26 protein-coding genes are annotated in these 24,966 nt (G+C 71.7%); 14 read left to right on the forward strand and 12 right to left on the reverse strand.

The genetic code is table 11. The features are described 5' to 3' along the window. Positions 1 to 34 precede the first annotated feature (34 nt). The 4 genes from AQJ64_RS51140 (at position 35) to AQJ64_RS27290 (ending at position 4,406) form a co-directional block, all read left to right on the forward strand. Entirely contained in the window at positions 35 to 436 is a 402-nt protein-coding gene (locus AQJ64_RS51140) for a hypothetical protein (RefSeq protein WP_338060003.1), read from the forward strand. A 76-nt stretch (positions 437 to 512) separates the two neighbouring features. Then, on the forward strand, positions 513 to 1,187 hold the full coding sequence (locus AQJ64_RS27280; RefSeq protein WP_055636175.1) for an ABC transporter ATP-binding protein: 675 nt from the start codon (positions 513 to 515) through the stop codon (positions 1,185 to 1,187). Then, on the forward strand, positions 1,184 to 3,475 hold the full coding sequence (locus tag AQJ64_RS27285; protein WP_055636174.1) for an ABC transporter permease: 2,292 nt from the start codon (positions 1,184 to 1,186) through the stop codon (positions 3,473 to 3,475). Before AQJ64_RS27280 ends, AQJ64_RS27285 begins: the two co-directional genes overlap by 4 nt. Before the next feature lie 370 nt (positions 3,476 to 3,845). After that, positions 3,846 to 4,406 (forward strand): DUF3455 domain-containing protein, encoded by a 561-nt coding sequence (locus AQJ64_RS27290; RefSeq protein WP_055636173.1) that lies wholly within the window; start codon positions 3,846 to 3,848, stop codon positions 4,404 to 4,406. A 60-nt stretch (positions 4,407 to 4,466) separates the two neighbouring features. Here AQJ64_RS27290 and AQJ64_RS27295 read toward each other — a convergent pair whose 3' ends face one another. Then, a complete protein-coding gene (locus AQJ64_RS27295; RefSeq protein WP_055636172.1) occupies positions 4,467 to 4,862 on the reverse strand; it encodes a nitroreductase/quinone reductase family protein in 396 nt (131 codons plus the stop codon). A gap of 91 nt (positions 4,863 to 4,953) precedes the next feature. Between AQJ64_RS27295 and AQJ64_RS27300 the strand changes: the two genes are divergently transcribed. Then, positions 4,954 to 5,775, forward strand: a complete 822-nt coding sequence (locus tag AQJ64_RS27300; protein WP_055636189.1) for an endonuclease/exonuclease/phosphatase family protein — start codon at positions 4,954 to 4,956, stop codon at positions 5,773 to 5,775. A 32-nt stretch (positions 5,776 to 5,807) separates the two neighbouring features. On the opposite strand, the gene AQJ64_RS27305 is transcribed toward AQJ64_RS27300, so the two are convergent. Genes AQJ64_RS27305 through AQJ64_RS27320 form a run of 4 tightly spaced genes read right to left on the reverse strand, consistent with a single transcriptional unit; the run spans position 5,808 to position 8,122 of the window. Beyond that, complete coding sequence (locus AQJ64_RS27305; RefSeq protein WP_055636171.1) at positions 5,808 to 6,395, reverse strand: hypothetical protein; 588 nt, start codon at positions 6,393 to 6,395, stop codon at positions 5,808 to 5,810. A 12-nt stretch (positions 6,396 to 6,407) separates the two neighbouring features. Next, on the reverse strand, positions 6,408 to 6,962 hold the full coding sequence (locus tag AQJ64_RS27310; RefSeq protein WP_055636170.1) for a TFIIB-type zinc ribbon-containing protein: 555 nt from the start codon (positions 6,960 to 6,962) through the stop codon (positions 6,408 to 6,410). Between the two features lie 28 nt (positions 6,963 to 6,990). Then, complete coding sequence (locus AQJ64_RS27315) at positions 6,991 to 7,260, reverse strand: DUF397 domain-containing protein (RefSeq protein ID WP_059203069.1); 270 nt, start codon at positions 7,258 to 7,260, stop codon at positions 6,991 to 6,993. 10 nt (positions 7,261 to 7,270) lie between these two features. Then, positions 7,271 to 8,122 (reverse strand): helix-turn-helix domain-containing protein, encoded by an 852-nt coding sequence (locus AQJ64_RS27320; protein ID WP_055637404.1) that lies wholly within the window; start codon positions 8,120 to 8,122, stop codon positions 7,271 to 7,273. Positions 8,123 to 8,313: 191 nt separating this feature from the next. Here AQJ64_RS27320 and AQJ64_RS27325 point away from each other — a divergent pair, with 191 nt between their 5' ends. From AQJ64_RS27325 to AQJ64_RS27335, 3 genes are all read left to right on the forward strand, one after another. After that, entirely contained in the window at positions 8,314 to 8,757 is a 444-nt protein-coding gene (locus AQJ64_RS27325) for an ATP-binding protein (protein ID WP_206189845.1), read from the forward strand. Positions 8,758 to 8,831: 74 nt separating this feature from the next. Then, positions 8,832 to 9,107, forward strand: coding sequence for a hypothetical protein (locus tag AQJ64_RS27330; RefSeq protein WP_157881114.1), 276 nt, complete (start codon positions 8,832 to 8,834; stop codon positions 9,105 to 9,107). Next, positions 9,104 to 9,385 carry a hypothetical protein gene (locus AQJ64_RS27335; RefSeq protein ID WP_055637406.1) on the forward strand — a complete coding sequence of 94 codons (282 nt, stop codon included), beginning with the start codon at positions 9,104 to 9,106 and terminating at the stop codon, positions 9,383 to 9,385. Before AQJ64_RS27330 ends, AQJ64_RS27335 begins: the two co-directional genes overlap by 4 nt. A gap of 25 nt (positions 9,386 to 9,410) precedes the next feature. On the opposite strand, the gene AQJ64_RS27340 is transcribed toward AQJ64_RS27335, so the two are convergent. Then, positions 9,411 to 10,256, reverse strand: coding sequence for a hypothetical protein (locus AQJ64_RS27340; RefSeq protein ID WP_055637407.1), 846 nt, complete (start codon positions 10,254 to 10,256; stop codon positions 9,411 to 9,413). 137 nt (positions 10,257 to 10,393) lie between these two features. Between AQJ64_RS27340 and AQJ64_RS27345 the strand changes: the two genes are divergently transcribed. Further along, a complete protein-coding gene (locus tag AQJ64_RS27345) occupies positions 10,394 to 10,930 on the forward strand; it encodes a GNAT family N-acetyltransferase (RefSeq protein ID WP_055637408.1) in 537 nt (178 codons plus the stop codon). Here the strand turns inward: AQJ64_RS27345 and AQJ64_RS27350 are convergent. Further along, positions 10,905 to 11,657, reverse strand: a complete 753-nt coding sequence (locus AQJ64_RS27350; protein WP_240512882.1) for a hypothetical protein — start codon at positions 11,655 to 11,657, stop codon at positions 10,905 to 10,907. The two genes, AQJ64_RS27345 and AQJ64_RS27350, sit on opposite strands and share 26 nt — an antisense overlap. A 110-nt stretch (positions 11,658 to 11,767) precedes the next feature. Then, the gene (locus AQJ64_RS27355; RefSeq protein WP_059203084.1) at positions 11,768 to 13,261 is read right to left on the reverse strand and encodes a CehA/McbA family metallohydrolase; all 1,494 of its coding nucleotides are present in this window, start codon (positions 13,259 to 13,261) and stop codon (positions 11,768 to 11,770) included. Positions 13,262 to 13,397: 136 nt separating this feature from the next. Here AQJ64_RS27355 and AQJ64_RS27360 point away from each other — a divergent pair, with 136 nt between their 5' ends. From AQJ64_RS27360 to AQJ64_RS27370, 3 genes are all read left to right on the forward strand, one after another. Next, on the forward strand, positions 13,398 to 14,264 hold the full coding sequence (locus tag AQJ64_RS27360; RefSeq protein WP_055638702.1) for an LLM class F420-dependent oxidoreductase: 867 nt from the start codon (positions 13,398 to 13,400) through the stop codon (positions 14,262 to 14,264). A gap of 68 nt (positions 14,265 to 14,332) precedes the next feature. After that, the gene (locus tag AQJ64_RS27365; protein ID WP_055638703.1) at positions 14,333 to 16,936 is read left to right on the forward strand and encodes a bifunctional FO biosynthesis protein CofGH; all 2,604 of its coding nucleotides are present in this window, start codon (positions 14,333 to 14,335) and stop codon (positions 16,934 to 16,936) included. Between the two features lie 79 nt (positions 16,937 to 17,015). Further along, the gene (locus tag AQJ64_RS27370; RefSeq protein ID WP_099054159.1) at positions 17,016 to 17,603 is read left to right on the forward strand and encodes a hypothetical protein; all 588 of its coding nucleotides are present in this window, start codon (positions 17,016 to 17,018) and stop codon (positions 17,601 to 17,603) included. A 3-nt stretch (positions 17,604 to 17,606) separates the two neighbouring features. On the opposite strand, the gene AQJ64_RS27375 is transcribed toward AQJ64_RS27370, so the two are convergent. Beyond that, entirely contained in the window at positions 17,607 to 18,131 is a 525-nt protein-coding gene (locus tag AQJ64_RS27375; RefSeq protein WP_055638705.1) for a DUF2165 domain-containing protein, read from the reverse strand. A gap of 202 nt (positions 18,132 to 18,333) precedes the next feature. On the opposite strand from AQJ64_RS27375, the gene AQJ64_RS27380 reads away from it, so the two are divergent. After that, the gene (locus tag AQJ64_RS27380; protein ID WP_059203070.1) at positions 18,334 to 19,464 is read left to right on the forward strand and encodes an ADP-ribosylglycohydrolase family protein; all 1,131 of its coding nucleotides are present in this window, start codon (positions 18,334 to 18,336) and stop codon (positions 19,462 to 19,464) included. Positions 19,465 to 19,484: 20 nt separating this feature from the next. On the opposite strand, the gene AQJ64_RS27385 is transcribed toward AQJ64_RS27380, so the two are convergent. Beyond that, on the reverse strand, positions 19,485 to 21,050 hold the full coding sequence (locus AQJ64_RS27385; protein ID WP_055633133.1) for a sodium:solute symporter family protein: 1,566 nt from the start codon (positions 21,048 to 21,050) through the stop codon (positions 19,485 to 19,487). A 140-nt stretch (positions 21,051 to 21,190) separates the two neighbouring features. Next, complete coding sequence (locus AQJ64_RS27390) at positions 21,191 to 21,985, reverse strand: SDR family oxidoreductase (RefSeq protein ID WP_055633132.1); 795 nt, start codon at positions 21,983 to 21,985, stop codon at positions 21,191 to 21,193. 82 nt (positions 21,986 to 22,067) lie between these two features. On the opposite strand from AQJ64_RS27390, the gene AQJ64_RS27395 reads away from it, so the two are divergent. Then, complete coding sequence (locus AQJ64_RS27395) at positions 22,068 to 22,907, forward strand: hypothetical protein (protein WP_055633131.1); 840 nt, start codon at positions 22,068 to 22,070, stop codon at positions 22,905 to 22,907. On the opposite strand, the gene AQJ64_RS27400 is transcribed toward AQJ64_RS27395, so the two are convergent. After that, complete coding sequence (locus tag AQJ64_RS27400; RefSeq protein ID WP_055633130.1) at positions 22,908 to 24,845, reverse strand: MFS transporter; 1,938 nt, start codon at positions 24,843 to 24,845, stop codon at positions 22,908 to 22,910. Positions 24,846 to 24,966 lie beyond the last annotated feature (121 nt).

The raw sequence follows: 24,966 nt of genomic DNA on the forward strand, positions 1-24,966 counted from the left end.
CCGGGGAGAAAAAACGGGAGGAACCTTGCGTAAGTTGGCAGTTGGCGTGCTCGCCGGCGGCATTTTCGCGCTCAGCGCCGGGTCCGCGATGGCGGTTTCCTGGCACACCATTCCGACGCTGTCCACGGGGGGAGCGAAGTTCCTGAACGGCCAGTACGCGTTCTGGCCGTCGGGGCAGAACCACGGCGCCTTCGAGTGGAAGGGCGACCTGGACGACACCGACAACGGGGACGGTCACAACGTCTACGTGCAGGTGCGCGTCGAGGGCTACGACTGGAGCCGGTACAACGGCAAGCAGCGGAGCACCGTGCACTTCGACCAGCTGAACTGGGACGGTGCCGCGCTCCACACCGACGACGCGTACATACGCGTCTGCCGTGACAAGGGATCGCTGAACCCGGACAACTGCTCGCCGACCAAGCACTACCAGAGGTAAGCCACCGCTTCGGCAGACTCTGCGGGCCCAGGGGTGCACACCTGGGCCCGCGTCGCTTCTTGGGGGAAGCACAGGAATGTCTGAAATACTCACTGCCACGGGAGTTGACCTCTCCTACGGCAGTCAGCTCGCCGTTCGTGACGCGCATCTGTCCGTCTCGGCCGGGGAAGTCGTGGCGATCACCGGGCAGAGCGGTTCCGGGAAGTCCTCGCTGCTCTACTGCCTGGCCGGGGTGCTGCCCGTCACCCGGGGGCAGGTCCGGTTCGAGGGGCGCACGCTCGGTGATCTCAGCGACGACGAGATCAGCACGCTGCGCCGGGAACGCTTCGGATTCGTCTTCCAGTACGGCGAGTTGCTGCCTGAACTCACCGTCGAGGAGAACACCGCCCTGCCGCTGAGGCTGGCCGGGCAGCGCAAGCGCCCCGCCCTCGCGGCCGCCGGTGAGGTACTCGAGCGCCTCGGCCTCGGCGACCTGCGGGAACGCCGGCCCGCCCAGGTGTCCGGCGGGCAGAGCCAGCGCGTCGCCGTCGCGCGTTCCCTCGTCCACCGGCCCGCCGTCGTCTTCGCGGACGAACCGACCGGGTCGCTCGACAGCGCCAACGCCGACGCCGTCCTCAAGGAGTTCCTCGACCTGGCCCGCTCACAGGGCACCGCCGTCATCCTGGTGACCCACGACCACGCCATCGCGGCACAGGCCGACACCCACTACACGATGTCCGACGGCGTTCTCGGCCCACGAGGTGCCCGGTGACCGAATTCCTGCTCGGCCTGCGCCTGTTGTTCGGCTCGGGCCGCGGCAACCGCATCCGGTTCTTCCTGATGGCGGCCGGCGGGTCCATCGGGGTGTGCTGCCTCGCCCTCGTCCTCACCGTCCCGGCGATCCTCGACGCCCACGACGCGCGCGCCGCCGCACGGCAGCCCGTCACGTCGGCGAAGGGCCCGGCGGACGGCACCCTCGTCCTGCAGCGCGACGACTCCTACGGCTCCCAGTCCTTCACCCGTGTGTTCGTCGCCCAGGGCGCCGGGGGCGCACGCGCGGTCCCCCCGGGACTGAGCGAGCTGCCCTCCCCGGGCGAGGTGTTCGTCTCCCCACGGGTTCACGAACTGCTGCGCGAGGCACCCGCCGTCAAGGGCCTGCTGCCCGGCCGGGAAGCGGGCGTGATCGGCCCAGCCGGGCTCGCCCACCCCGACGAGCTGTACGCGTACATAGGCACCGAACGGGCCAAGATCGCGGCCGACGGCCGCACCCTGAAGGACTTCGGCTACCGCTACGCCCCGTTCCCCGCCGTCGACTCCTCCACCCTCACCGACGTCCGGTTCGCCCTGGCCACGCTGGTCCTGCTGCCCCTGGGCATCTTCCTGTCCGTCTGCGCCCGGCTGTCCGCCGCCAGCCGGATGCGCCGGCTCGCCGCCCTGCGGCTGCTGGGCCTGAGCAGCAGGGGCACTCAGCGGGTGAACGCCGCCGAGACCGTCGTCGCCGCGCTGCTCGGCGCGGTCCTGGGGCTCGGTGAGTACGGGGTGCTCAACCAGGTGATGTCCCGGGCCGGGCTGCCCGGACTGAGGTGGTACCCGGACGACGGTGCCCTGTCCACGACCACCGTCGCGATCTGCCTGATCGGCTGCCCGGCCCTCGCCTGGTTCGTCGGCCGCAAGAGCGCGCGGGAGGCGACCGCCAACCCGCTCGCCGTTCGGCGTACGGCGGTGCCACGCCCCCCGACCAAATGGGTCGGTCTGCTGCTGCTCAGCGGCCTGGGCATCGTGTGCGGCTTCTGCGCCACCGGTCTGATGGGGCGTCCCGCCTCCAGCCTCGGCCTGAACGCGCTGCTGGTGGTCGCCGGTGTCGTCCTGACCGGCGTCGGACTCGTACTGACCCTGCCGCTGCTGTCGTACGAGCTGGCGAGGCGAGTGGCGCGGACCACGCAATCCCTCACTCTCAACCTGGCGATGCGGCGCAACGAGGCCGAGCCCGGCAGCACGATGCGGGTGGTCACCGGCCTGGTCCTGCTCGTCTACGCCGCCTCACTCGCGCAAGGCGTCCTCATCCAGCTGGAACAGGTCACCCGCCCGTACGGCCCGGTACAGGAGTACTCCCTGCCCCTGTCGAAGCTCGGCGCGCAGCAGCAGCGGGACCTCGCCGAGGTGCCGGGCGTCGGCGCGCACACCATCCTGATGAACTCGTGGATCGACCTCGACGACCCGGCTTCGCGGAGCTTCGGGTCCTCGGCCACGGCCCTGGTGGCCACCTGCGCCCAGCTGGAGGAGCTGACCGTGCGCACCGAGGGCTGTGTGGACGGCAAGGTGCTGCGGCTCGTCGACCGCAACTCGAGTGTGGGATCCGAACTCAGACCCGGCACGTCGTTCCCGTTCCGCTTCCGCACCGACACCGGGCAGGACGAGACCCGGGACATCACCATGCCGGCCGAGCGTGTCGTCTACCGGGGGTACGAGGCGTCCGCGGTCGGCGGCGCGGTGCTCCTCGTCCCGCCGTCCGCGCTCCCCGCCGACGCCCGCCCGCGCGACGCGGACCTCGTGCTCGTCGGCAGCTCCGACCCCGGACGGGTGCGGGCCGTCCTCGACGGCATCGCCGCCGTCGCCCCGATCGCCGAGATCGAGCTGGTCGGACTGAACGTCCAGGGGCTGGAGCAGATCTCCGTGGTCGAGACCCTGCTGGCCCTGGGCATGATCATGGGCCTGGTCATCGGGGTGGCCGCGTTCCTGGTGTCCGTCACCGACCGGGCCGTCGAACGCCGTGCACAGGTCACCGCCGTCACACTGATCGGCGCCCGCGCGAGAACCATGCGGGCGGTGCAGTGCGCCCAGGTCGTGCTGCCGCTGAGTCTCGGACTCGTCCTGGCACTCGTGACCGGCAAGCTCGCCGAGTCCAGCTATCTGATCACCGGGGGCGGCGCGGTCCGCTGGGACGTGGAGGGCGTACCGCTGCTGACGCTCGCCGCGGTGGGCGTCGTGGTGGTGGCCGGGGTGGGGTCGCTCCCGCTGGTGGGGCGCCGCATCGATCCCGAGCTGATCCGGCGCGACTGAGAGACGGGGCCGGGGGACCGGGCGGCATGGACCGCCGCCCCCGGTCGTCCGGCCGGATCGAGGTGCCCTTTGATGCCACGGGGGCTGTTCCGGGCGGGCAGACAGGGGAGTGCGAGAGGTCCACATTCGGCCGGTGGGGCTGGAAATCCGCCGGTGAGCCCGTAGCGTCCCGGCCCAGGGGACACGGACACGGACGGCCCATCGATCGGTTCTACCCCCTGACGCGGACTCGGAAACATCAGACGGACAACACCGGTCGGGCACCATCGGCCGGGCAACGTCTGCCAGACACCATCTGCCAGGCGCCGTCTGCCAGGCGCCGTCTGCCAGGCACGCACCCTTTCGTCAGAAACCTTTGCGGAGAGCTCACTTGAAGCACGCCAAGCGTCTCGTCCTCACCACCACGGCTGCCGCCACCGCGGCCGCCGGTCTCTTCCTGGGCACCACGGCGGGCAACGCCGCCGCCACGGAGCCCGCCGTGACCGCGGTGAAGGCCCCCACGGCCCCGGCCGCCCCGGCCGCCCTCGCCGTCCCCGACGGCAACAAGCTGACCGGTGTCTTCCCGGCCCGCGGTGTGCAGACCTACACCTGCACCGACGGCGCCTGGAAGCTCCTGGAGCCCGCCGCCACCCTCTCCGACAAGCGGGGGCGCACCGTCGCCCTGCACTCCCGCGGCCCCGTCTGGGTCTCCACGGTCGACGGCAGCGCGGTGAACGCCTCCGCGATCGCCAACTCGCCCAAGACCGGCACCATCCCGGAGCTGCTGCTCCAGGCCACCGCCACGCGCGGCACGGGCACCTTCGCCGGTGTCACCTACATCCAGCGCCTGAACACCACCGGCGGCGTCGCCCCGACGACCGCCTGCACGGGCACCGACCAGGTCAGCGTCCCGTACACCGCGACGTACGCGTTCTACAAGCCCGCCAAGTAGGCATGGGTCGCCAGGCAGTGGCCCCCGGTGCGAGGGGGCCACTGTTCGCGTTTCTCCCCTTCAGCCGTCCAGATCCACCCGCACGGTCAGCAACTGCGTCCCCAGGGCCCGTACGGCCGTGCTGTTGGCCCTGGGCAGGGTGCGCAGCCTCGCCACCGGGTCGTCGTCGGGCAGCAGGTGGGCCGTGCCGGTGTGCCAGCGCCCGGCTATCCGCACCCGCACCCGGGGATCGGCCTTGATGTTGCGGACGTACTGCGACCGCTCCCCGAACTCCGACACCAGCCAGAAGGTGTCCCCGACCCGCTTGCCGCCCAGCGGGGTGCGCCGGGGCAGGCCGGAGACCCGGCCGGTGGTCTCCAGGAGCGTGTGGAACGGCAGACGGCGCATGAGCGGATTGGCGACATGCCGCTGGAAGGCGGTGGTCGCGCGGTAGCGGAGGTCGTTGGGGCGCGGCATGGTCCGGTGGACTCCTTCGCGTGAGGCTCTGCTGCATCACTTGATTCAATGGTCGCCCATGCGGTCGTCGTGACGAGAGCGGGTGCCTGTCGTGCGCGTGGTGACCTGGAACCTGTGGTGGCGCTTCGGCCCGTGGCGCGAGCGGCAGAAGGCGATCCTCGCCGTCCTGCGCGACCTGCGCCCCGACGTGGTCGGCCTCCAGGAGGTGTGGGCGGCGGACGGCGAGAACCTCGCGGAGTGGCTCGCCGCCGACCTGGGCCTGCACTGCGCCTGGGCCCCCTCGCCCTTTCCCGGGCGCTGGCGCCGCCGCATCGACGACGACACGGTGGACATCGGCAACGCGGTCCTCAGCCGCTGGCCGGTCACCGCCTGTCGGACGCTGCTCCTCCCGGCCCCCGCGGAGGTGGCGGACGGCCGGGCGGCGCTCTACGCGCGCGTGGCGACCCCGTCGTACGACATCCCGTTCTTCACCGTCCATCTGACCTCGGCACCGGGCACGTCCGCCGTCCGCTGCGAACAGGTCGGGGCACTGGCGGAGTTCGTGTCCTCGTGGGCGGGCGACACCCCCCATCCGCCCGTCGTCACCGGCGACTTCAACGCCCGCCCCGACTCCGACGAGCTCCGCCTCTTCGGCGGCATCCGCACCGCCCCAGCCGTCCCCGGCCAGATCCTCTACGACGCCTGGGACTACGCCGACCCGTCCGCGCCCGCCGCCACCTGGACCCCCGAGAACCCCTACGCGGCACGCGTCCTGGAACCCCCGGCCCGCATCGACTACATCCACGTGGGCCCACCCGGGCCGGTCGGCGAGGGCCACGTGCTCGGCGTACGCCGCGCGGGCCTGGCCCCGGTGGACGGGGTGTGGCCGTCGGACCATGCGGCGGTGGTGGCGGACCTGGGGGAGGGCGGCTGAACGCCGTTGTCCGGCCCTGCGGCTGTCCGCGGTTATCCGCGGCCGTCCCGTTCACGCTCGCCGCGCCGCAGGGCGCGACGCCGTTCTCCCGGCAGGGTGGCGGCCAACTCGCCGACCGGGGAGACGTCGTGGCCGTTGCCGTCCAGACTGCCCCGGCACCACCACACCGGTGGGCCGGCCCCATCCGTTCCGCCTGCGGGACGAGGATGCATTCCGGTCTTGTGTTCCTGGCAGACCGGCCAGGCCTGCCAGAGCAACTCCATCAGGGTCGACTGCGCCGCGTCCGCGACCACCGTCAGGACCGTCTCCATATCGTCCGGCTCCGGCGGATCGCCCTCCTCCAGGTCGCACGCGTTCACCGCGTTGCCGTGCCAACGGCCGTCGGGCATCGCCACGTAGACCTGACCCCAGTCGATTCCGGGCGGGGGCGAAGGCTGCCAAGGCGGGTCAAACATCAGTATCAGCGCGTCCTGACCGGGCAGGGTCGCCCTCAGGTCCCGGTTGACCACGGCGAGCGCGGCCTCCAGCTTCGGCCACTGACCGGGCTCGGCCGGCCTGGGCTCCGGGCGAGGCTGCCGGTCACGACCGGGGCCGATGCTGCCGTACGAGAAGTGGTTCACCGGGACATTGTCCTAGAGGCTCGGGAAGACCAGCGCGAAGAAGAGCCAGAGCAGCACGGCCCAGAAGACCGCCGCCGCCAGCGACACGAGCAGCGAGCTGCGCCACCTCAGCACCAGGAAGGGGAAGAGGACCAGGGCCGCCCAGTGCCCGGCCACGTCGATCGACATGCGGGCGGCCTCGTGCAGGGTTCTCGCGCCGCCCGTCGCCATACGGCGGAGCAGCCGCTGGGAGACGAAGCCGTACAGGCCGAGGACGATGGGGAAGAACCACAGCGGGGTGACCGAGACCAGCTCGGACTCCGAGAAGTCGTCGAACGCGACCAGGTAGACGTAACCGGCTGCCGCGAGGCCGCCGAGCAGCGCGATCACATAGACGGCGGTCAGCCCGACCGGCTCGACGGCGCTGGTGGGCACGGGGACGGGCGAGGCATACGGCACGTCGGGCCGCGGGACGCGGACCACCTGGTGGCAGTGGGGGCAGCGCACGTCCTGCCCGGCCCGGTCGGCCGGAGCCGAGATCAAGTGCCCGCACGAGGCATGGAACTCCGTCTGCCGACCCGCGTTCACGCGCCGCCCCCCTCCACATCGGATCCGATCAGAGGCAAGGACGCGGGCGACGGCCGTCCGGGTTCCGCCCGAGCGTGCGGAGGAGGGCGGCGAAGGCGGTGGGGGTGGCGGAGAGGACGGCTTGGGCGGGGTCGGCGGATTCGGTGAGGTGGATGGCGTGGGGGTGGGGCGCTGTGGATATGTGGACGCAGGCGTCGCCTTCTTGGCAGTACGAGGACTTCTGGGCCGTGGAGGCGACATGGACACACGATTCGCCTTGTCCGCAGTAGGACGACTTCTGCCAGATGTAGGTGGGCATCGGCTCCCCTTCACAGGTCGTGGATGAGCGTGCGGAGGAAGTCGCGGGACTCCGAGGGAGTCATGGCCACGCGCTCCATGCGGTCCAGCAGGATGCGGTACATCTCCAACTGTGCCTCGGCGTCCACGAGTACGGGACCATGAGATTGGTCGAGTGAGACCGTGTCGAGCTGGGGGACGAGTCCGGATGCGTAGTGGATGTTCTGCCCGGACCCGGGGTATGCGCCGATGGCGAACGGGATCACCTGAATCGTGACGTGGTCGCGTTCGCTTTGCTCCACCAGGTGTTCCAACTGCCGCTTGGCGGCGGCAGCTCCGCCGACGGGCACGCGCAGTGCGGCTTCGTGGATGACCGCGTGGAACGGTGCCGGGTCGTCGCGGTCCAGAAGTGCTTGGCGCTGCAACCTGTGGCTCACGCGGAGTTCGATGTCCGATCGGGAGAACTCGGGGACGACCTGCCGGAAGATCTCTCGGGCGTGGTCCGCTGTCTGCAGCAATCCTGGGATGTGCGCGGTGTTGGCCGAGTGCAGCGCGGTGGCGTGAAACTCCACCTCCGCGATGTTCAGAAGCGCGGGTGGTAGCACCTCCCGGAACGTTTCCCACCAGCCGCGCCTCTTGTCGGCCGCGATGGCGACGAGGGCGTCGACGTAGGGCGGGTTCGTGCACGAGTAGACGTTGGCCATCGCTCGGACCCGTTCCGCGCTCACTCCGAACCGGGCCGACTCGACGTTGCTGAGCTGCCCGGAGCTCGTCCCGAGCAGTTTCGCCGCCTCTGTTGACGTGAGTCCGGCTCGCTCACGGAGTTTGCGCAACTCCGTGGCCAGCCGCAGTCGTCGGGCCGTGGGAGCGGGCCTTGCCGTCATGTGCCCTCCTCTCCCAGGGAGCTTGTCACCCACACGAGGGTAAAGAGGCCGAGATTCTTCGGAATTTCGCAAAGCACCTTTGCGAAACCCCTACCTTCTTGCACAGGCGCCCCGCCCGGAAGCGCACCGCGGGACGCCGCGGCAATGACACCAGGCACTCGTCCAACTCCCCTCAGTGACCGGAGACTTCCATGGCCACCGTATCCCCGTCCTGGAACTACACCCTGCACCTTCCCCGGGATCCACGCGCACCGGGTATCGCCCGGGGCACCCTCAGACTGATCCTCGCCGCCCATGACCTGGGCGAGCTGACCCCCACGGCGGAACTGGTCGCGGGCGAGCTGCTCGCCAACTCGCACTGCCACACGAAGGGCCCGTACTCCCTGCGCGTACTGTCCCCGCACCCCGGCCGTCTACGGGTCGCCGTATGGGACACGGACCCGAGGGTCCCGCCCGCCTTCTCCGCCGACGTCGACAAGGACGCCGTACCGCCGCCCGACACCGAGGGCGGCCGGGGCCTGCACCTGGTCCGGGCCTGTGCCGACGAGGTGGGGGTGTCCGTGCTGCGCGAGCTGGGCGCGTCGAAGGGCGGCAAGCTGCTGTGGGCGGACTGCGGAGGCGGGGTGGCGTGGTGAGTACGCGCTGCCGGGCCCGGTCGGCCGACGTCATACTGGAAGTGGAGCCATGCCCCGTTCATCAGGAGCAGACCATGAGTGCACAGCCCGAGCACGGCTGGGGAGCGATGCCTCTCCCGGAGATCCGGACCGTGGACGATCTGCGCAGTGCGCTCAGCCGCTACGGCTTCCCGGGCGACCGTGAACGCTTCGAGGAGGAGCTGGCGGCCGCCATAGGAGCCGCGCCGACCAATGACTTTGCGGGCGCGGCAGCAGTGGTGCGGGCCTACCGGCACCGGATCCTGATCAGGAACTCGCCGGAGATCATGACCGCTCTGGAGGACGCGCGCGGCGAAGGCGGCCGTGCGTGAACGATGTCCCTCTGGAGGAGGCCGAGCCCGCGAGGAAGGCGTTCGGTGATCTGACCGAAGGGGAGCGGGAGGTCGTCCGGGACGCGCTCCTGGCGATCGGACGCGACCCGGCGGTGGGCCGAGAGATCCCCGGCTGGCGGCCGCCGTCCGTCGAATACACGTACACGACCCCTCTCGCGCGCGACTCGGCCGAGGCGATCACGGTCGTCTATACGCACACTCGAGGCATGGGGGTGACGGTCGTCTTCTACTTCCGTGATCCACAGGTGGTGGACTGAAACCCCGACGCCGTCCCGCGCGGTGTCAGGGGCGCTCGAAGAGCTGGAGCACCCCGCCGACGGAGAAGCAGGCCGCGCCGAGGAGGGTGCCCCAGTTGGCGATGTCGGCGTTGACGAGGCTGTCCGTCGCGGGGCGGGTGTAGGCGGCGATCGCCGAGACCATGAAGAGGACGGAGCCGAACTGGTTGACGGCGACGATCCACCAGCCGAGGCTGCGGCAGCGCAGACAGGGCCGGTGGCCGTGGCAGATTTCGGAGAAGCCGAGGTGGCCGGAGATCAGGAAGAGGGCGCAGCCGATCACGTCCGGCACCCAGATCAGCCGGTTGACCTGCTGCACGCTCAGGCCCTGGAGGAACGAGTCCAGCAGGTTGACGCCGAAGACGAGGGTTCCGGCGAAGAGGACGAACAGGCTCAGCCAGTCGATGCGGGTGGGCTCGTAACTCCACCAGCGCCACGGGAGCGTGACCAGCCGGCCCTCGCCGCCGGGGACGTGGCGGGGCGCGTTGACGACCTGGAGGAGGGAGACGAAACCGCCGGTGTTGAAGAACAGACCCCCGGCGAAGTAGATCGACGCGCAGGTGGTGGCGTCCCCGGAGCCGAACTGGGCGACGCCCGCGCCGAGCGCGAAGAGGGCCCCGCCGATGACGAAGGCGGTCGCGGCGACGGCGTTGAGCAGGCGCAGCCGGCGGACGGCGACCGCGTCGGCGCTGGTGGGGTGGTGGGTGTCCGCGCCGGGCGCGCGGACGGCGATGACGCCTTGGCGCCGGGCGGGCCGCGACTCCCAGACGGCGGTGCCGCCACCGGGAGGCCGCCAGGTGAGCCGGGTCGTGAACGGTCCCGCACCCTCGGCGCGCTGCTCGGGCTGTTCCACGGGCCGAGACTAGACGCCGGGGCGGGAGGCTCCGGCCAGCGAAACGCGGCGTGTGTCGCGGGCCCGTGTGCCAGACTTCCGTGAGTCCGGCCCGCTCGCGGAGCTTGCGCCGTTCCACGACCGGAGGGAAGGACCCCGTGCCCAGGCGACACCCGGAGCGCCACACCGAACGTCTGTGGCTGCGACAGTGGCGGGACACCGACCTGGACGCTCTCGCGGAGATCGACGCGGACCCGGAGGTCATGCGCTACATCGGCGACGGCTCACCCGGAACCCGCGAACGGACCGCCGCGGCGCTGGCCCGGGTGCGCTCGGGCTGGGACGAGCGCGGATACGGCCTGTTCGCCGCCGAGGAGACGGAGACCGGCGAGCTGGTCGGCTGGGTGGGACTCGCCGTTCCGGCCTTCCTCCCCGAGATCATGCCGGCGGTGGAGATCGGCTGGCGGCTGAGACGCCGCTCCTGGGGGCGGGGCTATGCCACCGAAGGGGCCCGGGAGGTCCTGGCGTTCGCCTTCGGCGAGGTGGGTCTCGACCATGTCGTCAGCATCTGCCACGTCGACAACCACGCCTCGGCCCGCGTGATGGCCAAACTCGGCATGACCCTCGACCGCACCACACACGTCCCGACCCACGGCCGGCCGGTCCACGTCATGTCGCGCTCCCGGAACCCGTAGCGCCCCCGGAATCCGCCGCCGGCCCCGGGCGGCGCCCGGGATAGCGGTGGAGTTCCCACGCCGTGTACCCCATGAGCGGGACGAGGACCGTCGGGAGCAGCCACCAGGGGATGCCCCACCACACCGCCACCAGGCCCAGGACGGGGCAGCCGACGGAGAGGACGATCAGCAGCGGCTTGCCCCAGCCGCGCCAGGGGAACGGGTGAGGCGGGCGGGGCCTGGTCAGGCGGGCCGCGCCGACGGCGAGGGCCAGGGCGGAGAGGAGTCCGGCGCAGGTGCCGAGCGCGGCGGCCATCTGGGGCTCGTCGCGGGGCTCGTCGGAGGACTTCTGGCGGACGCCGTCGCGGCTGAGGGCCATGATGTCGCCGCGCCAGACGGTGCCGGTGACCCGGTCGCCCCGTTCCAGCTCGGACAGCAGCGGGCCCGAGTCGCCGAACTCCAGGACGCCGTTCCAGGAGGGTGCCCCGGAGAGCGTGGCCTCGTAGACGGCGCTCCTGCCGCCCTTGATCCTCGTCCCGTCCACCGTGAAGGCGACCTCGCGGAGGCAGTCCTCGTGCTCCCGCGGTGACGTGCCCGCGGCGCAGGGCTCGGCCCTCGTGTAGTCCCGGTAGCGGTCGATGTCGCCGGGGAGCCAGAGGGTGAAGACCAGGTAGCAGGCCAGGGCCGGGATCAAGGACAGCGTCAGGAGCAGTGCTCCCCAAAGTCTCGTCCGCACCATTTCCGGCATCCCCCGCTCCCGTCCGCCCGTCGCCGTAGCCTCTCCCCCCGTGACCAGGCGGACAAGGCAAGCGGCAGGCAGTCGGGAGCCGTGCTCTTCTGCCGGGTTCCGGCAATGCCTCACCTCCCCAGGAACACCGGATTCGTGAACGCGGCCAGCGCCCCCGGCAGCGGTCCCGCCGCCACCTCGTGGCGTACCTCCGCCCGTACGTACGCCGCGTACGCCGGGGTGGTACGCCACTCCACGACGCCCGTGCCCGACACCGGCAGCGGGGCGCTGGTGAACACCACGCCCTCGTCCGTCACGAAGCGGACCGTGCAGCGCGGGGCACCCGTCGCCTCCAGACGGACCGTCACCGGGGTGCCGGCGTCCACCCGCAGCCGTTCGCCGATGCCCGCCCGCTCGCCCGGGCCGCCCGTCGCCGTGAAGGAGAGCGACACCGCGCTCGACTCCGCCACGTACACCCGGCCCGCCCGGATGCCCTCCTGGATCGCCTCCCGGGTCAGGGCGTCCGCGAGGACCACGGTCTGGGGCAGGCCCACGACGTCCGGGTCCCGGTGGGCGTCGCTGTTGCCCACCGCCGGAAGCCACTGCGCCGGACCGCCCCGCAGGGTCGCGTCCCACTCCGCGAGCGTCACCTCGTCGTCGGGGGTGTAGGGCCCGTTCCACACCTCCACCGCGTCGGCCTCCCCGAAGCCGAACTTCCAGGAGCAGCCGATGCAGGTGGCGTGCGGATGGGCGGGGACGACGAGGCCGCCCGCTTGGCGGATCCGGCGGGCGAAGCGGCCGAACCGCCCCTCCCTCGCCCGGTAGCGCCAGTCCACGAAGGTGCCGGGCGCGGTGCCGACCGCCAGGACGTGGCCGTTGCGGGTCGTGACCTCCTCGCCGAGCAGCACCAGCAGGTCGTCGCCGGCCACGTCCGCCCACGCCCCGTGGCCCGCGTGTGTGTTGTGCTCGGAGGTGTTGACGAAGTCCAGGCCCGCCGCCCGGGCGAGCGCGCCGATCTCCGCCGGGGTGCGGCGGCCGTCGGAGTACCAGGAGTGCAGGTGGCAGTCGCCCCGGTACCAGGCCCGGCCCCGGCCCTTCGCGGCGGAGGGCGGGTAGGAGGCGGGCGGGGCGGCCGGCGCCGGGTCGCCGTACGTCAGCCTCACCGTGATCTCGTACGTCAGTCCCTGCGGCGCCACCGTGTAGGGGCCGAGCGCGATGTGCCACCGGCCCGCGCGGACCGGTCCCGGCGCATAGCCCGGTGTCGCCTCGTCCGCCCGGACGAAGAACTCGGTGCGCGCCCCGCCCGACCAGCCCCGGAAGCCCGCCCCGCCCAGCTCGGTGCCGCGCTCGTCGAAGAGGCCGATGTCGAGCGCGTTGCCGGGGGTGCCGGCGGGGACGGCGGGGCGGTCGTAGGCGTACGACACCCTCAGCTCGCGTACGCCCGGCGGCACGTCGACGGGCACGTACACGTAGTCGGGGGAGCCGGGCGGCAGGGTGCCCCGTACCGTCCTCGTCTCCGGCTGCGGTCCTTGCTGACCTTGCTGTCCCTCTGCGGCGGCGAAGCTCACGTTCCCCAAGGTAAGCGCGGCGGCGGCTCCCGTCGCGAACAGCGCCCGGCGTGCCATCGGGTTGTCCTGTGCGTTCGTCACCAAGTCACCCTCCTCACAATGCCGACCGGTCGGTATGGACACCGACCCCATCTCCCGGTACAGATGAACCGGCCCAGATGAACACAGAGGAACCGGCACCGAAAGGCCCGCCATGCGCATCGCCGTCACGATCTTCCTCACCGACGAGACGATCACCCCGACCCGCCTCGCCCGTGAGCTGGAACAGCGCGGGTTCGCCGGGCTCTACGTGCCCGAGCACACGCACATCCCCGTCGAGCGGACCACCCCGTACCCGGCGGGCGGTGAACTGCCCCGTGAGTACGGCCGCACCCTCGACCCGTTCGTCGCCCTCGGCCAGGCCGCCGCCGTCACCGAGCGCCTCGGCCTCGGCACCGGCATCACCCTGGTCGCCCAGCACGACCCGATCGACCTCGCCAAGCAGATCGCCACCGTCGACCACCTCTCCGGCGGCCGGCTCACCCTCGGCCTCGGCTTCGGCTGGAACGTGGAGGAAGCCGCCGACCACGGCGTCGAGTGGCGCACCCGGCGGGAGCTGGTGCGCGACCGGATGGCGCTGATGCGCGCCCTGTGGAGCGAGGAACCGACCGCGTACGAGGGACCGTACGGGTCCGTCCGGGCCAGCAGCGCCCATCCCAAGCCCGTGCAGCGGCCGCGCGGGCCGGTGGTCGGACCCCGCACGCTGATCGGCGGGGCCGCCGGGCCCAAGCTGTTCTCCCACATCTGCGAGTACGCCGACGGCTGGCTGCCGATCGGCGGGCGCGGGCTGTCCGAGACCCTGCCGGTGCTGCGCGCCGCATGGGCGGACGCCGGGCGGGAGCCGGAGGCGCTCCGGATCGTGCCGTACGCCGTCCACCCGTCCCCGGGCAAGCTCGCGTACTACGCCGACCTCGGCATCGAGGAGGTCGTGCTCCAGCTGCCGCCGGCCGGCGAGAGCGAGATCCTCAAGGTCCTCGACGAGTACGGCCCTTACACCACGGGTTCCAGTGACACCGTGTAACGACCTCCCATGAGGGACGAATCGGGCTCCCCCACCGGCCCTGATCAGCCCGAACGTATGCTCAAGAGATGACGACTTCCGCGACCTCCGGAACCGGCCCCGGCCCTCTTCCCGGCCCCACCGAGAACTCCATGCGTCGCGCTCTCAAACGGGCCAGGGACGGCGTCGCGCTCGATGTGAGCGAGGCGGCCGTCCTGCTCCAGGCGCACGGTGAGGCCCTCGACGACCTCGCCGTGTCCGCCGCCCGGGTGCGCGACGCGGGCCTGGAGGCGGCCGGCCGACCGGGCGTCATCACGTACTCGAAGAGCGTCTTCATCCCCCTCACCCGGCTGTGCCGGGACAAATGCCACTACTGCACCTTCGTCACCGTCCCCGGCAAGCTGCGGCGCGCCGGGCACGGGATGTTCATGTCCCCCGACGAGGTCCTCGACGTCGCGCGCAAGGGCGCGGCCCTCGGCTGCAAGGAAGCCCTCATCACCCTCGGCGACAAGCCCGAGGACCGCTGGCCCGAGGCACGCGAGTGGCTCGACGCGCACGGCTACGACGACACCATCGCCTACGTCCGCGCCATCTCCGTCCGCATCCTGGAGGAGACGGGACTGCTCCCGCACCTCAACCCGGGGGTGATGTCCTGGACCGACTTCCAGCGGCTGAAGCCGGTCGCGCCCAGCATGGGCATGATGCTGGAGACGACCGCCACCCGGCTGTGGTCCGAGCCCGGCGGCCCCCACCACGGCTCCCCGGACAAGGAACCCGCCGTACGGCTGCGGGTCCTTCAGGACGCGGGCCGCTCCTCCGTCCCCTTCACCTCCGGGATCCTCATCGGGATCGGCGAGACGTACGAGGAGCGGGCGGAGTCGCTGTTCGCGCTGCGCGGGATCTCCCGCGCCCACCACGGCATCCAGGAACTGATCATCCAGAACTTCCGGGCCAAGCCGGACACGGCCATGCGCGGCATGCCGGACGCCGAACTCGACGAACTGGTCGCGACGGTGGCCGTCGCCCGCCTCCTCATGGGCCCGTCCGCCAACCTCCAGGCCCCGCCCAACCTCGTCGACAGCGAGTACGAGCGGCTGATCGGCGCGGGCATCGACGACTGGGGCGGGGTCTCCCCGCTGACCATCGACCACGTCAACCCCGAACGCCCCTGGCCGCAGATCGAGGAACTGGCCGCACGGTCCGCGGCGGCCGGCTTCGCGCTCAGGGAACGGCTCTGCGTGTACCCGGAGTTCGTCACCCGCGGCGAACCCTGGCTGGACCCCCGCCTGCTGCCGCACGTCCGCGCGCTCGCCGACCCGGAGACCGGCCTCGCCGTGCCGGACGCGGTGGTGGAGGGGCGGCCGTGGCAGGAGCCCGAGGAGGTGTTCACCGCGACCGGCCGCACGGATCTCCACACGGCCATCGACACCGAGGGCCGTACGTCCGACCGGCGCGCGGACTTCGACGAGGTGTACGGCGACTGGTCCGCCCTGCGGGAGGCGGCCGCGCCCGGCATGGCACCCGAGCGCATCGACACGGACGTACGGGACGCCCTGCGCACGGCGGCCGACGACCCGACGAAGCTCACGGACGCCGAGGCCCTCGCCCTGCTGCACGCCGACGGTCCGGCGCTCGACGCGCTGACCCGGATCGCGGACGACGTCCGCCGTGCCGCGGTCGGCGACGACGTCACCTACATCGTCACCCGGAACATCAACTTCACCAACGTCTGCTACACCGGCTGCCGTTTCTGCGCCTTCGCCCAGCGCCGCACCGACGCCGACGCCTACACCCTGTCCCTCGACCAGGTGGCGGACCGCGCCCGGCAGGCGTGGGACGTGGGCGCGGTGGAGGTGTGCATGCAGGGCGGCATCCACCCCGACCTGCCCGGCACGGCGTACTTCGACATCGCGAAGGCGGTGAAGGCCAGGGTCCCCGGGATGCACGTGCACGCCTTCTCCCCGATGGAGGTCGTCAACGGCGCGACCCGCACCGGCCTGTCGATCCGCGAGTGGCTGATCGCCGCGAAGGAGGCCGGGCTGGACTCCATCCCCGGCACCGCCGCCGAGATCCTCGACGACGAGGTCCGCTGGGTCCTCACCAAGGGCAAGCTGCCCACCGCCACCTGGATCGAGGTCATCACCACCGCCCACGAGGTCGGCATCCCGTCGACCTCCACGATGATGTACGGCCATGTCGACCAGCCCCGGCACTGGCTCGGGCATCTGCGCACCCTGGCCGGCATCCAGCAGCGGACCGGCGGCATCACCGAGTTCGTGACGCTCCCCTTCATCCACACCAACGCGCCCGTCTACCTGGCCGGCATCGCCCGCCCCGGCCCGACGATGCGCGACAACCGGGCGGTCACCGCGATGGCCCGCCTCCTCCTGCACCCGCACATCCCCAACATCCAGACCAGCTGGGTCAAGCTCGGCACCGAGGGCGCGGCTCAGATGCTGCGCTCCGGCGCGAACGACCTCGGCGGGACCCTCATGGAGGAGACCATCTCCCGCATGGCGGGCTCCTCCTACGGCTCCTACAAGTCCGTCAAGGACCTGATCGCGGTCGCCGAGGCCGCCGGCCGCCCGGCCCGCCCGCGCACCACCCTGTACGGCGAGGTACCGCAGGAACGGCAGCGCGCCGCCCGGGCCTCGGACGGGCATCTGCCGGAACTCCTGCCCGTGCTGGAGTGAGTACGATGATCCGACCCTCCCATGGAGGGAGGATCCCAGGGGAGACCCCACCGGCGGGGTCCCATAGCCGAGGAGATGCGTGCCCGTGCCTGCCCGACTTCCCTCGTGGATCTGGGTCACCGGTCTGACGGTCGGCGCCGTCGCCGCGGTCGGTGCCCTGACGGTGCAGGCCGAGCGGGGCCCGCATCCCACGGCCGCCGCGGTCCGCCCGAGCGCGTCGGCGTCCGCCGCGCCGGGCGCGAAGGCGTCCGCCTCGCCGAAGGCCTCGGCCTCCCCGGCCGCGACCGATGTGCCCGAGGCCTCCGGCACCGGCCGCCGGATCGTCTACGACCTCTCCGACCACCGGGTCTGGCTGGTCGACGCGGACGACACGGCCCGCCGTACCTTCACGGTCTGGCCGGGCACGGTCGCGCCCGTGCCCGGCACCTACACGATCTCCGTCCGCAAGGACACGACGACCGGTTCCGACGGCGTCGAGATCGAGCACATCATCTACTTCTCGGTCGTCTCCGGCGTCAACATCGCCTTCTCCAACGCCGTCGACGGTGCCTCCCCGCCCCCGGCCGCCGCCGGCGCGAAGACCGGTGGCATCCGGATGCCGAAGGCGGACGGGGCGGCCCTGTGGGCGTTCGGCGACCTCGGGACGAAGGTCAGGGTCGTCGCGTAGCGGTCAGGCGGTGTCCCGCCGGGCCTCTTTGAACGCGAGCAGATCGACCAGCAGCACGACCCCGCTGAGCACGAACACCCGCGTCGCCGCCTCCAGCCCGTTCCAGGTCTTCGACTGCCACATCGAGAACCACTCGCCGCCGATCGCGATGAACCCGGCGCCGAACAGCAGCATCAGCATCAGCAGGCCGTACGTCGAGAAGGTGTGCGCCCGTGCGAGGTCCCGGCGCGCCCAGAACCAGGTCCCGGCGGCCAGCACCACGGCGGCCACGGTCTCCCACGCGATGATCGCCACGTACGCGGCGTCCTGGAGCCCCTTGCTCGTCACCGCCCGCCACATCAGGTCGTCGTCCTTGAACGTGTCGTCCATCGCGAGCACATGCCGTACGAACTGCTGGTTCGTCCCGAAGTCGGTGATGTTCCCGAACGCCACGAGGGCGATGTAGAGGGCCACCGTGCCGGTGAGCAGGGTGGCCGTCAGCGGAAGGACGCGTGAGGTCTGCGTGATACGTGAGGTGGACGTGGTCATGACGCTTCCCCTACCCCGTCAAGTCGCCGGCGTCCCCTCCGAGTTGAGGTGCGTCAGGAGGGAACGCGGGACCGCCCCGGCCACCGAGACCTCCACCGGGCCTGCACCGCCCCTCCACCCATCGCCTGCCCGTGACCCCGTTCGATTACAGTGACGGACGTCGTACGTACGGACGGTGCCCGGGTGGCCTTGGGAGGACTTGGTGAGTACGACATCAGGGGCCGTCTGGGGCCGTGCCGAGCAGCAGGACTTCCGCAGCCGGGTGCGCGGCACCCTGCTGGGGGCGGCCGTCGGGGACGCGCTCGGGGCGCCCGTCGACGGGCTGGGGCCGGAGGAGATCCGGCAGCTCCACGGGCCGGACGGGGTCGTCGACCTGGCCCCCGCCTTCGGGCGGCGCGGTGCCGTCACCCACCACACCCAGCTCACCCTGTTCACCGTGGACGGGCTCATCCGGGCCCAGGTGCGGCGCGACACCGGCGCCTGGCATCCGCCGACCGATCTGCACCGGGCGTATCTGAGATGGGCGGCCACCCAGCGCGACTGGGGCCCCGACCTGCGCCGCAAGGACGACGGCTGGCTGGCCCGCGAGGAGTGGCTGTACGCCCGCCGGGAGCCGACCCGCCCGCTGCTCATGGGCCTCGGCGACGAGCGGATGGGCACGCTCGACGATCCCAAGAACCCGGCGGCCGACGGGCCCGAACCCACCGCGCGCTCCGCGCCGTTCGGGCTCCTCGTCGGCTGGGAGCCGCAGCTCGTCGCCCAGCTCGCCGTGGAGTGCGCGGCCCAGACCCACGGCCATCCGGTGGCCTACCTCTCGGCGGGCGCGTACGCGGTCACCGTGCACGCCCTGGCGCGGGGCGAGGAGATGGACGGCGCGGTGCAGCGGGCGCTCGCGCTGCTGGCGGCGCGGCCGGGTCACGAGCTCGTCTCGGAGGCGTTGCAGCGCGCGCTGGGCGCCGTACGGCAGGGGCTGCCGGGGCCGGCACGGGTGGCGGAACTGGTGGGGGAGGGGCGGGCGCCGGGCGTGCTGTCCGCCGCCGTGTACTGCGCGCTCGTCGCGGAGGACGTCAGACACGGGCTGCGCCTCGCGGTCAACCAGGGCGGTCCCGCCGCCCCGACCGCCGCCCTCACCGGCGGACTGCTCGGCGCCCTGCACGGCGAGACGGCCCTCCCGCCGGCCTGGCTGGCCGAGTTGGAGGGCCGTCCCACGATCCTGGAGATCGCCGACGACTTCGCCATGGAGATGACCCAGGGTCCGGCCCTGCACAACCCGGCGGGCGCCTCACCGGGGTGGCTGGCGAGATACCCGAGGGGCGGCCAGGTCCTGTCGTGACGACGGGACCCGGGCCGGTCTCAGTCCTTCGCCGGAGCCGGTACGGCCTCCCGCGGTCCGGGTACGGCGGCCGCCGCGCCCGAGGAGTCGTCGTCCGTGTTGATCTTCTCGATGACGGCGAGCCGCTCCGGGGTGTCCTCCGGCCGGACGAAGCCGATGAGGATGTAGAGGACGAGGGAGACGGCGAGCGGGATCGAGACCTGGTACTGGAGCGGGACGCCGCCGTCGACGTTCCAGTTGACGGGGTAGTTGACCAGCCAGAAGGCGAGCAGGCCCATCGACCAGCTGGTCAGCGCGGCGGTGGGGCCGGAGCGGCGGAAGGGGCGCAGCAGGCCCAGCATCATCGGGATGGCCATCGGGCCCATCAGACCGGCGACCCACTTGATGACGACGGTGATGATGTCCTTGAAGGTGGGCGAGTTGACCTGGGTGGCCGCCGCCATGGACAGGCCGAGGAAGACGACCGTCGTCACCCGGGCCGCGATCAGGCCCGACCGCGCGTTCCACTCCCGTGCCCGGCGCGAGATCACCGGTGCGCAGTCCCGGGTGAAGACGGAGGCGATGGCGTTGGCGTCGGAGGAGCACATCGCCATCGTGTGGGAGAAGAAGCCGACGATGACCAGGCCCAGCAGACCGTGCGGCAGGAGCTGTTCGGTCATCAGGCCGTAGGAGTCGGAGCCGTCCGGCTTCTGCGCGGTGACCAGCAGCGGGGACATCCACATGGGGAAGAACAGCACCACCGGCCAGACCAGCCACAGCGCCGCCGACAGCCGCGCGGAGCGCTCGGCCTCGCGCGGGGTGGCCGTGGCCATGTACCGCTGGGCCTGGTTGAGCATGCCGCCGTTGTACTCGAAGAGCTTGATGAAGAGGAACGCGAGCAGGAAGACCGTGCCGTACGGGCCGACCAGCGGCTTGTCGTGGCCCTGGAGCGCCGGCTCGTCCCAGACGTCGAGGAACCCGATGCCCTTGTCGTTCAGCTTCAGCACGACGGCCACGAACATCGCGATGCCGGCCAGCAACTGGATGACGAACTGGCCGAGTTCGGTGAGCGCGTCGGCCCACAGGCCGCCGATCGTGCAGTACACGGCCGTGATGGCGCCGGTGATGAGGATGCCCTGGTTGAGGGAGACGCCGGTGAAGACGGACAGCAGGGTCGCGATGGCGGCCCACTTGGCGCCCACGTCCACGATCTTCAGCAGCATCCCGGACCAGGCGAGCGCCTGCTGGGTCTTCAGGTCGTAGCGGTTCTTCAGGTACTCGAGCGGGGAAGCGACGTGCAGGCGCGAGCGCAGCCGGTTGATGCGCGGCGCGAACAGCTTGGAGCCGATCGCGATGCCGAGGGCGATGGGGAAGGACCAGGTGACGAAGGAGGTGACGCCGTAGGTGTAGGCGATGCCCGCGTACCCGGTGAACATCACCGCGCTGTAGCCCGACATGTGGTGCGAGATCCCGGACAGCCACCAGGGCATCCTGCCGCCCGCGGTGAAGAAGTCGCTGACGTCGTCGACGCGCTTGTGCGACCAGACGCCGATGGCGACCATCACGCCGAAATAGCCGATGAGCACGGCCCAGTCGAGACCGTTCATGTGCGTCCTCCCAGGGTTCAGCCCGGCGCTCATCGTGGGCGCTGTCGCATGAACACGACAAGTAACCGTAAGGTCAAAGGGAGGTAAAGCTATTCGGCATGGTGGCCTGCGTTCACCTACATGAACTTACCCTCGAGCTGTCACCGCATCAGCTCCCCGGCGTTGACCAGCAGCGACTGCCCCGTGATCGCCCGCGCCCGGTCCGAGGCCAGGAACACCGCCGCATCCGCCACGTCCCCGTCCGTGGCCAGCTCCGGCAACGCCATCCGTTCCGTCAGCCGGCCCAGCACCTCCGCCTCGGGCACCCCCTCCGTGTGCGCCGTGAACTGCACGTACGCCTGCACCGGCGGCCCCCACATCCACCCCGGCAGCACGGTGTTGACCCGGATCCGGTGCGGCCCGAGCTCCCGCGCCAGCGAGTACATCGCACTGGTCAGCGCCCCCTTCGAGGCCGCGTAGGCCGCCTGTCGCACCTGGGACGGGGCCGCCACCGCCGACTGCGTCCCGATGAACACGACCGACCCGCCCCGCACCTTCAGCGCCCCGAGGCACGCCCGCGTCATCCGCAGCGTGCCCAGCAGGTTCACGTCGATGACCGACTGCCAGGTCGCGAAGTCGGCGTCCTCGACGCCCCCGAAGTACGCATCCCAGGCCGCCACCTGCACCACCGCGTCGATCCCCCCGAACCGCTCCCGCGCCAGCCCCGCCAGCGCCTCGCAACTCCCCTCGTCGGTGATGTCGGTCGCCCGCCACGCGGTGTGCGCCCCGTCCGGGTCGATCTCGGCCGCGCTCTTGGCGAGGTTCGCCTCGGTACGGGCGCCCAGCACCGCGTTGCCGCCGTCCCGGACGACCGCCGCGGCGACCTGATGGCCGAGCCCGGCGCCGACTCCGGAGACGACGACGGTCTTGCCGGCGAGCAGTGGTGTCACGGACATCGGGGACCTCCCGGGCTCTGGTGTCTTTTCTGACGGGGCGTCAGAGTAGGGGCCGGTGCAGGAGGACGGAAGGGGAGCACGCATGAGCGAGGAGACCCGCAGCGAGACGTACGCCGAGCTGGCCGCCGTGGGACCGTACGGGGTCCGGCCCGGCCACGCCCTGATCACCATGGTCGAACCGCACCCGGGCCACGAGTACGCCTACAACCGCTGGTACGAGGACGACCACTACTACGCCGGCGCGATGGCCATGCCCTGGATGTACGCGGGCCGCCGCTGGGTGGCGACCAGGGATCTGCAACTGCTCCGCGTCCCGGAGAAGTCCGCGATCGCCCAGCCCGTCACGGCGGGCTGCTACCTCTCCACCTACTGGATCACCGCCGGCCGCTACGACGACCACATGAAGTGGACCGTCGCCATCAACCAACGCCTCAACCGCGACGCCCGCGTCTACCAGGACCGCACCCACGTCTTCACGGCGTTCCACGACCACGAGGCGACGGTCTACCGCGACGGCGCGGCGGGGCCCCGCGACCACCACGCCCTCGACCACCCCTACGCCGGCCTGGTCCTCCAGGTCATCGACACCGACACCCCCGAACAGCGCACCGCACTCCTGGAGTGGCTGCGCACCCGCCACCTCCCCCGGCTCCTGGCCGGCTCCCCGACCGCCCTGGTCACCGTCTTCCGCCCCACCCCGCTCCCCGGCGACCGCATGACCTACGTCAAACAGGTCGAGGGCGTCGACACCCGCCTGACCCTGCTGTGGTTCCTGGAGAGCGACCCCAGGGACTGCTGGGAGGACCACTTCACGGGCCTGGACGCCCGGATCACCGCATCGGGCCTGGGCAGACTGGAGCTGCTGGCCCCGTTCGTACCGACCGTGCCCGGCACCGACCGGTACGTCGACCGGCTGCGTTGATCAGGGCTGCTTCAGCTCGTCGGGGCAGGGAGTGCCGCGCGGGAGCTGATACGGGGCGGCGAGTCGGTAGACCCCGGCCTTCGGGGCCAGCAGCACCGTCCACTTGTCGCCCTGCGCGTCCTCCTCCGTCTCGTACAGGCAGCCGTTCACGTTCGTGTAGGACTTCGGCTCGCCCTCGGCCCGGTGCTTGGACGCCTCCGTCTCCTGCGGCGGCTTCAGGCTCTTGCCCTCCGCGTCGACGACGCTCAGCCACGGCGAGTACGGGATCCGGATCAGCACCCGGCCGGCCTTCTCCACGTCGATCGTCATCTCGCCCTGCTCGGCCCGCTCCACCACCGCGTCGGGCTCGGCCATCGGCGCCGGATCGGTGACCTTGAACAGCTGCCAGTTGGCGTCGCCCCAGATCTGCTCCAGATACGGCAGCCCCCGCTGCACCAGCTCCCGCTCCCGCTCCCCGCCGTCCCCGTCGAGCGCCTCCTTGGGGACGACGACGTAGTGCACGGCCCACCGCTGGAGCCACTCGTGGTAGTTCGCGGAGTTGAGCGTGTCGTCGTAGAAGAGGGGGTTGCGCTCCATGTCGGCCTGCCGGTTCCAGCCCCGGGCCAGGTTGACGTACGGCGCGAGCGCGGAGGCCTCGCGGTGGGAGCGGGCCGGGACGACCTCGACACGGCCCTTCTCGGCGCCGACGCCCTGGAGTTCGTTGACGAGCGGCGCCAGCTCGCGCGCCCAGGAGGCCGCCGGGGTCGTCCGGATGACGTCGTCGACCGACTTGAAGCCGATCCAGCCGGCGAACCCGAGCAGGGCGAGCACGATGACGTACCACTTGCGGCTGCGCCGCACCGCGAACGGCAGCGCGGCCGCCAGCACCACACCCGAGAACAGCATCGCGAGCCGGGTGATGTTCGACCCGATCTGGGAGCTGATCAGCCACACCCCCAGCACCCCCAGGCCGTACACCGCCGCCGTGATCCGCACGGTCTTCCAGTCGCGCGGGACGACCGCGAAGACGATCGCCGAGTACAGCAGGGGCAGCGAGGCCGAGCCGAAGGACATCGGCTGGGTGCCGGAGAAGGGGAACAGCCAGGCGGAGACGGCGACGACGGCGGTCGGCGCGAGCCCGAGGGCCCAGGCGCCGGGCCGCCGCTTCTGAAGGAACAGCGCGACGGCGACGATGCCCACGAACAGCCCCGCCACCGGCGAACCCATCGTGGCGAGCGCGGCCAGCGGGGCGGCGCACAGGGCCTTCGCCCAGCGTTTGTAGCGCCAGCGGTACGGCCAGCAGAACACGACGGCCACGGCGGCCAGCGCGAACAGGTTCCCGAGGCCGTAGGTCACCCGGCCGGAGGCGGCGTTGCACAGCAGCGCGAAGACACCGGCGAGGGCGGGCCACACCGGGTTCTTCACCGGCCTGCACCGCAGCAGGACCAGGGTGAGGAGGCCGGCCGACAGCGTCCCGGCGATCATCATCGTCGTACGGACGCCGAGGACCGACATCAGATACGGCGAGATGACGCTGTACGACACCGGGTGCATCCCGCCGTACCAGGCGAGGTTGTACGCGGAGTCGGGGTGCCGGCCGACGAACTCGGCCCAGGCGTCCTGCGCCGCGAGATCGCCACCGCTGTTCGCGAACATGAAGAACCAGATGACGTGCAGAATCCCGGACAGCGCGGTGACGGAGAGCACCAGGTGCCGGCGGAGGAAGCCGCCGAGGCGGTGGAGCGCGGCGCGCGGCCCCGCCTTCGCCGGGTCCTGCGGCGCGGTGGCCTCCGCCGAGGCCTGCGTCGGGGCCTTCATGGCGTCGCGACGCGCTGCGGCCGTCGGGGCGGGCGGATCATGGTCGTGGTCACCGGACTGCGGTGCGGGCAGCTTGATGCGCGGGCCGGTGTCCGGGCCCGGACCGGTGTCGTCGGCGCGTGTCGGCTCCGCAGTGGCCACCTGAAGGCACTCCCCGTGTCCCGTCTTCTGTTCTCGGCCGCGCCCTGTTCGCGTCCGCTTCACGGCAGCGTCGTTGCGACCGGCGACCTGTCCCGTTTCGCGACGCTAGCACGCACCCCGC

It is taken from the genome of Streptomyces griseoruber, assembly GCF_001514205.1.
Classification (GTDB): domain Bacteria; phylum Actinomycetota; class Actinomycetes; order Streptomycetales; family Streptomycetaceae; genus Streptomyces; species Streptomyces griseoruber.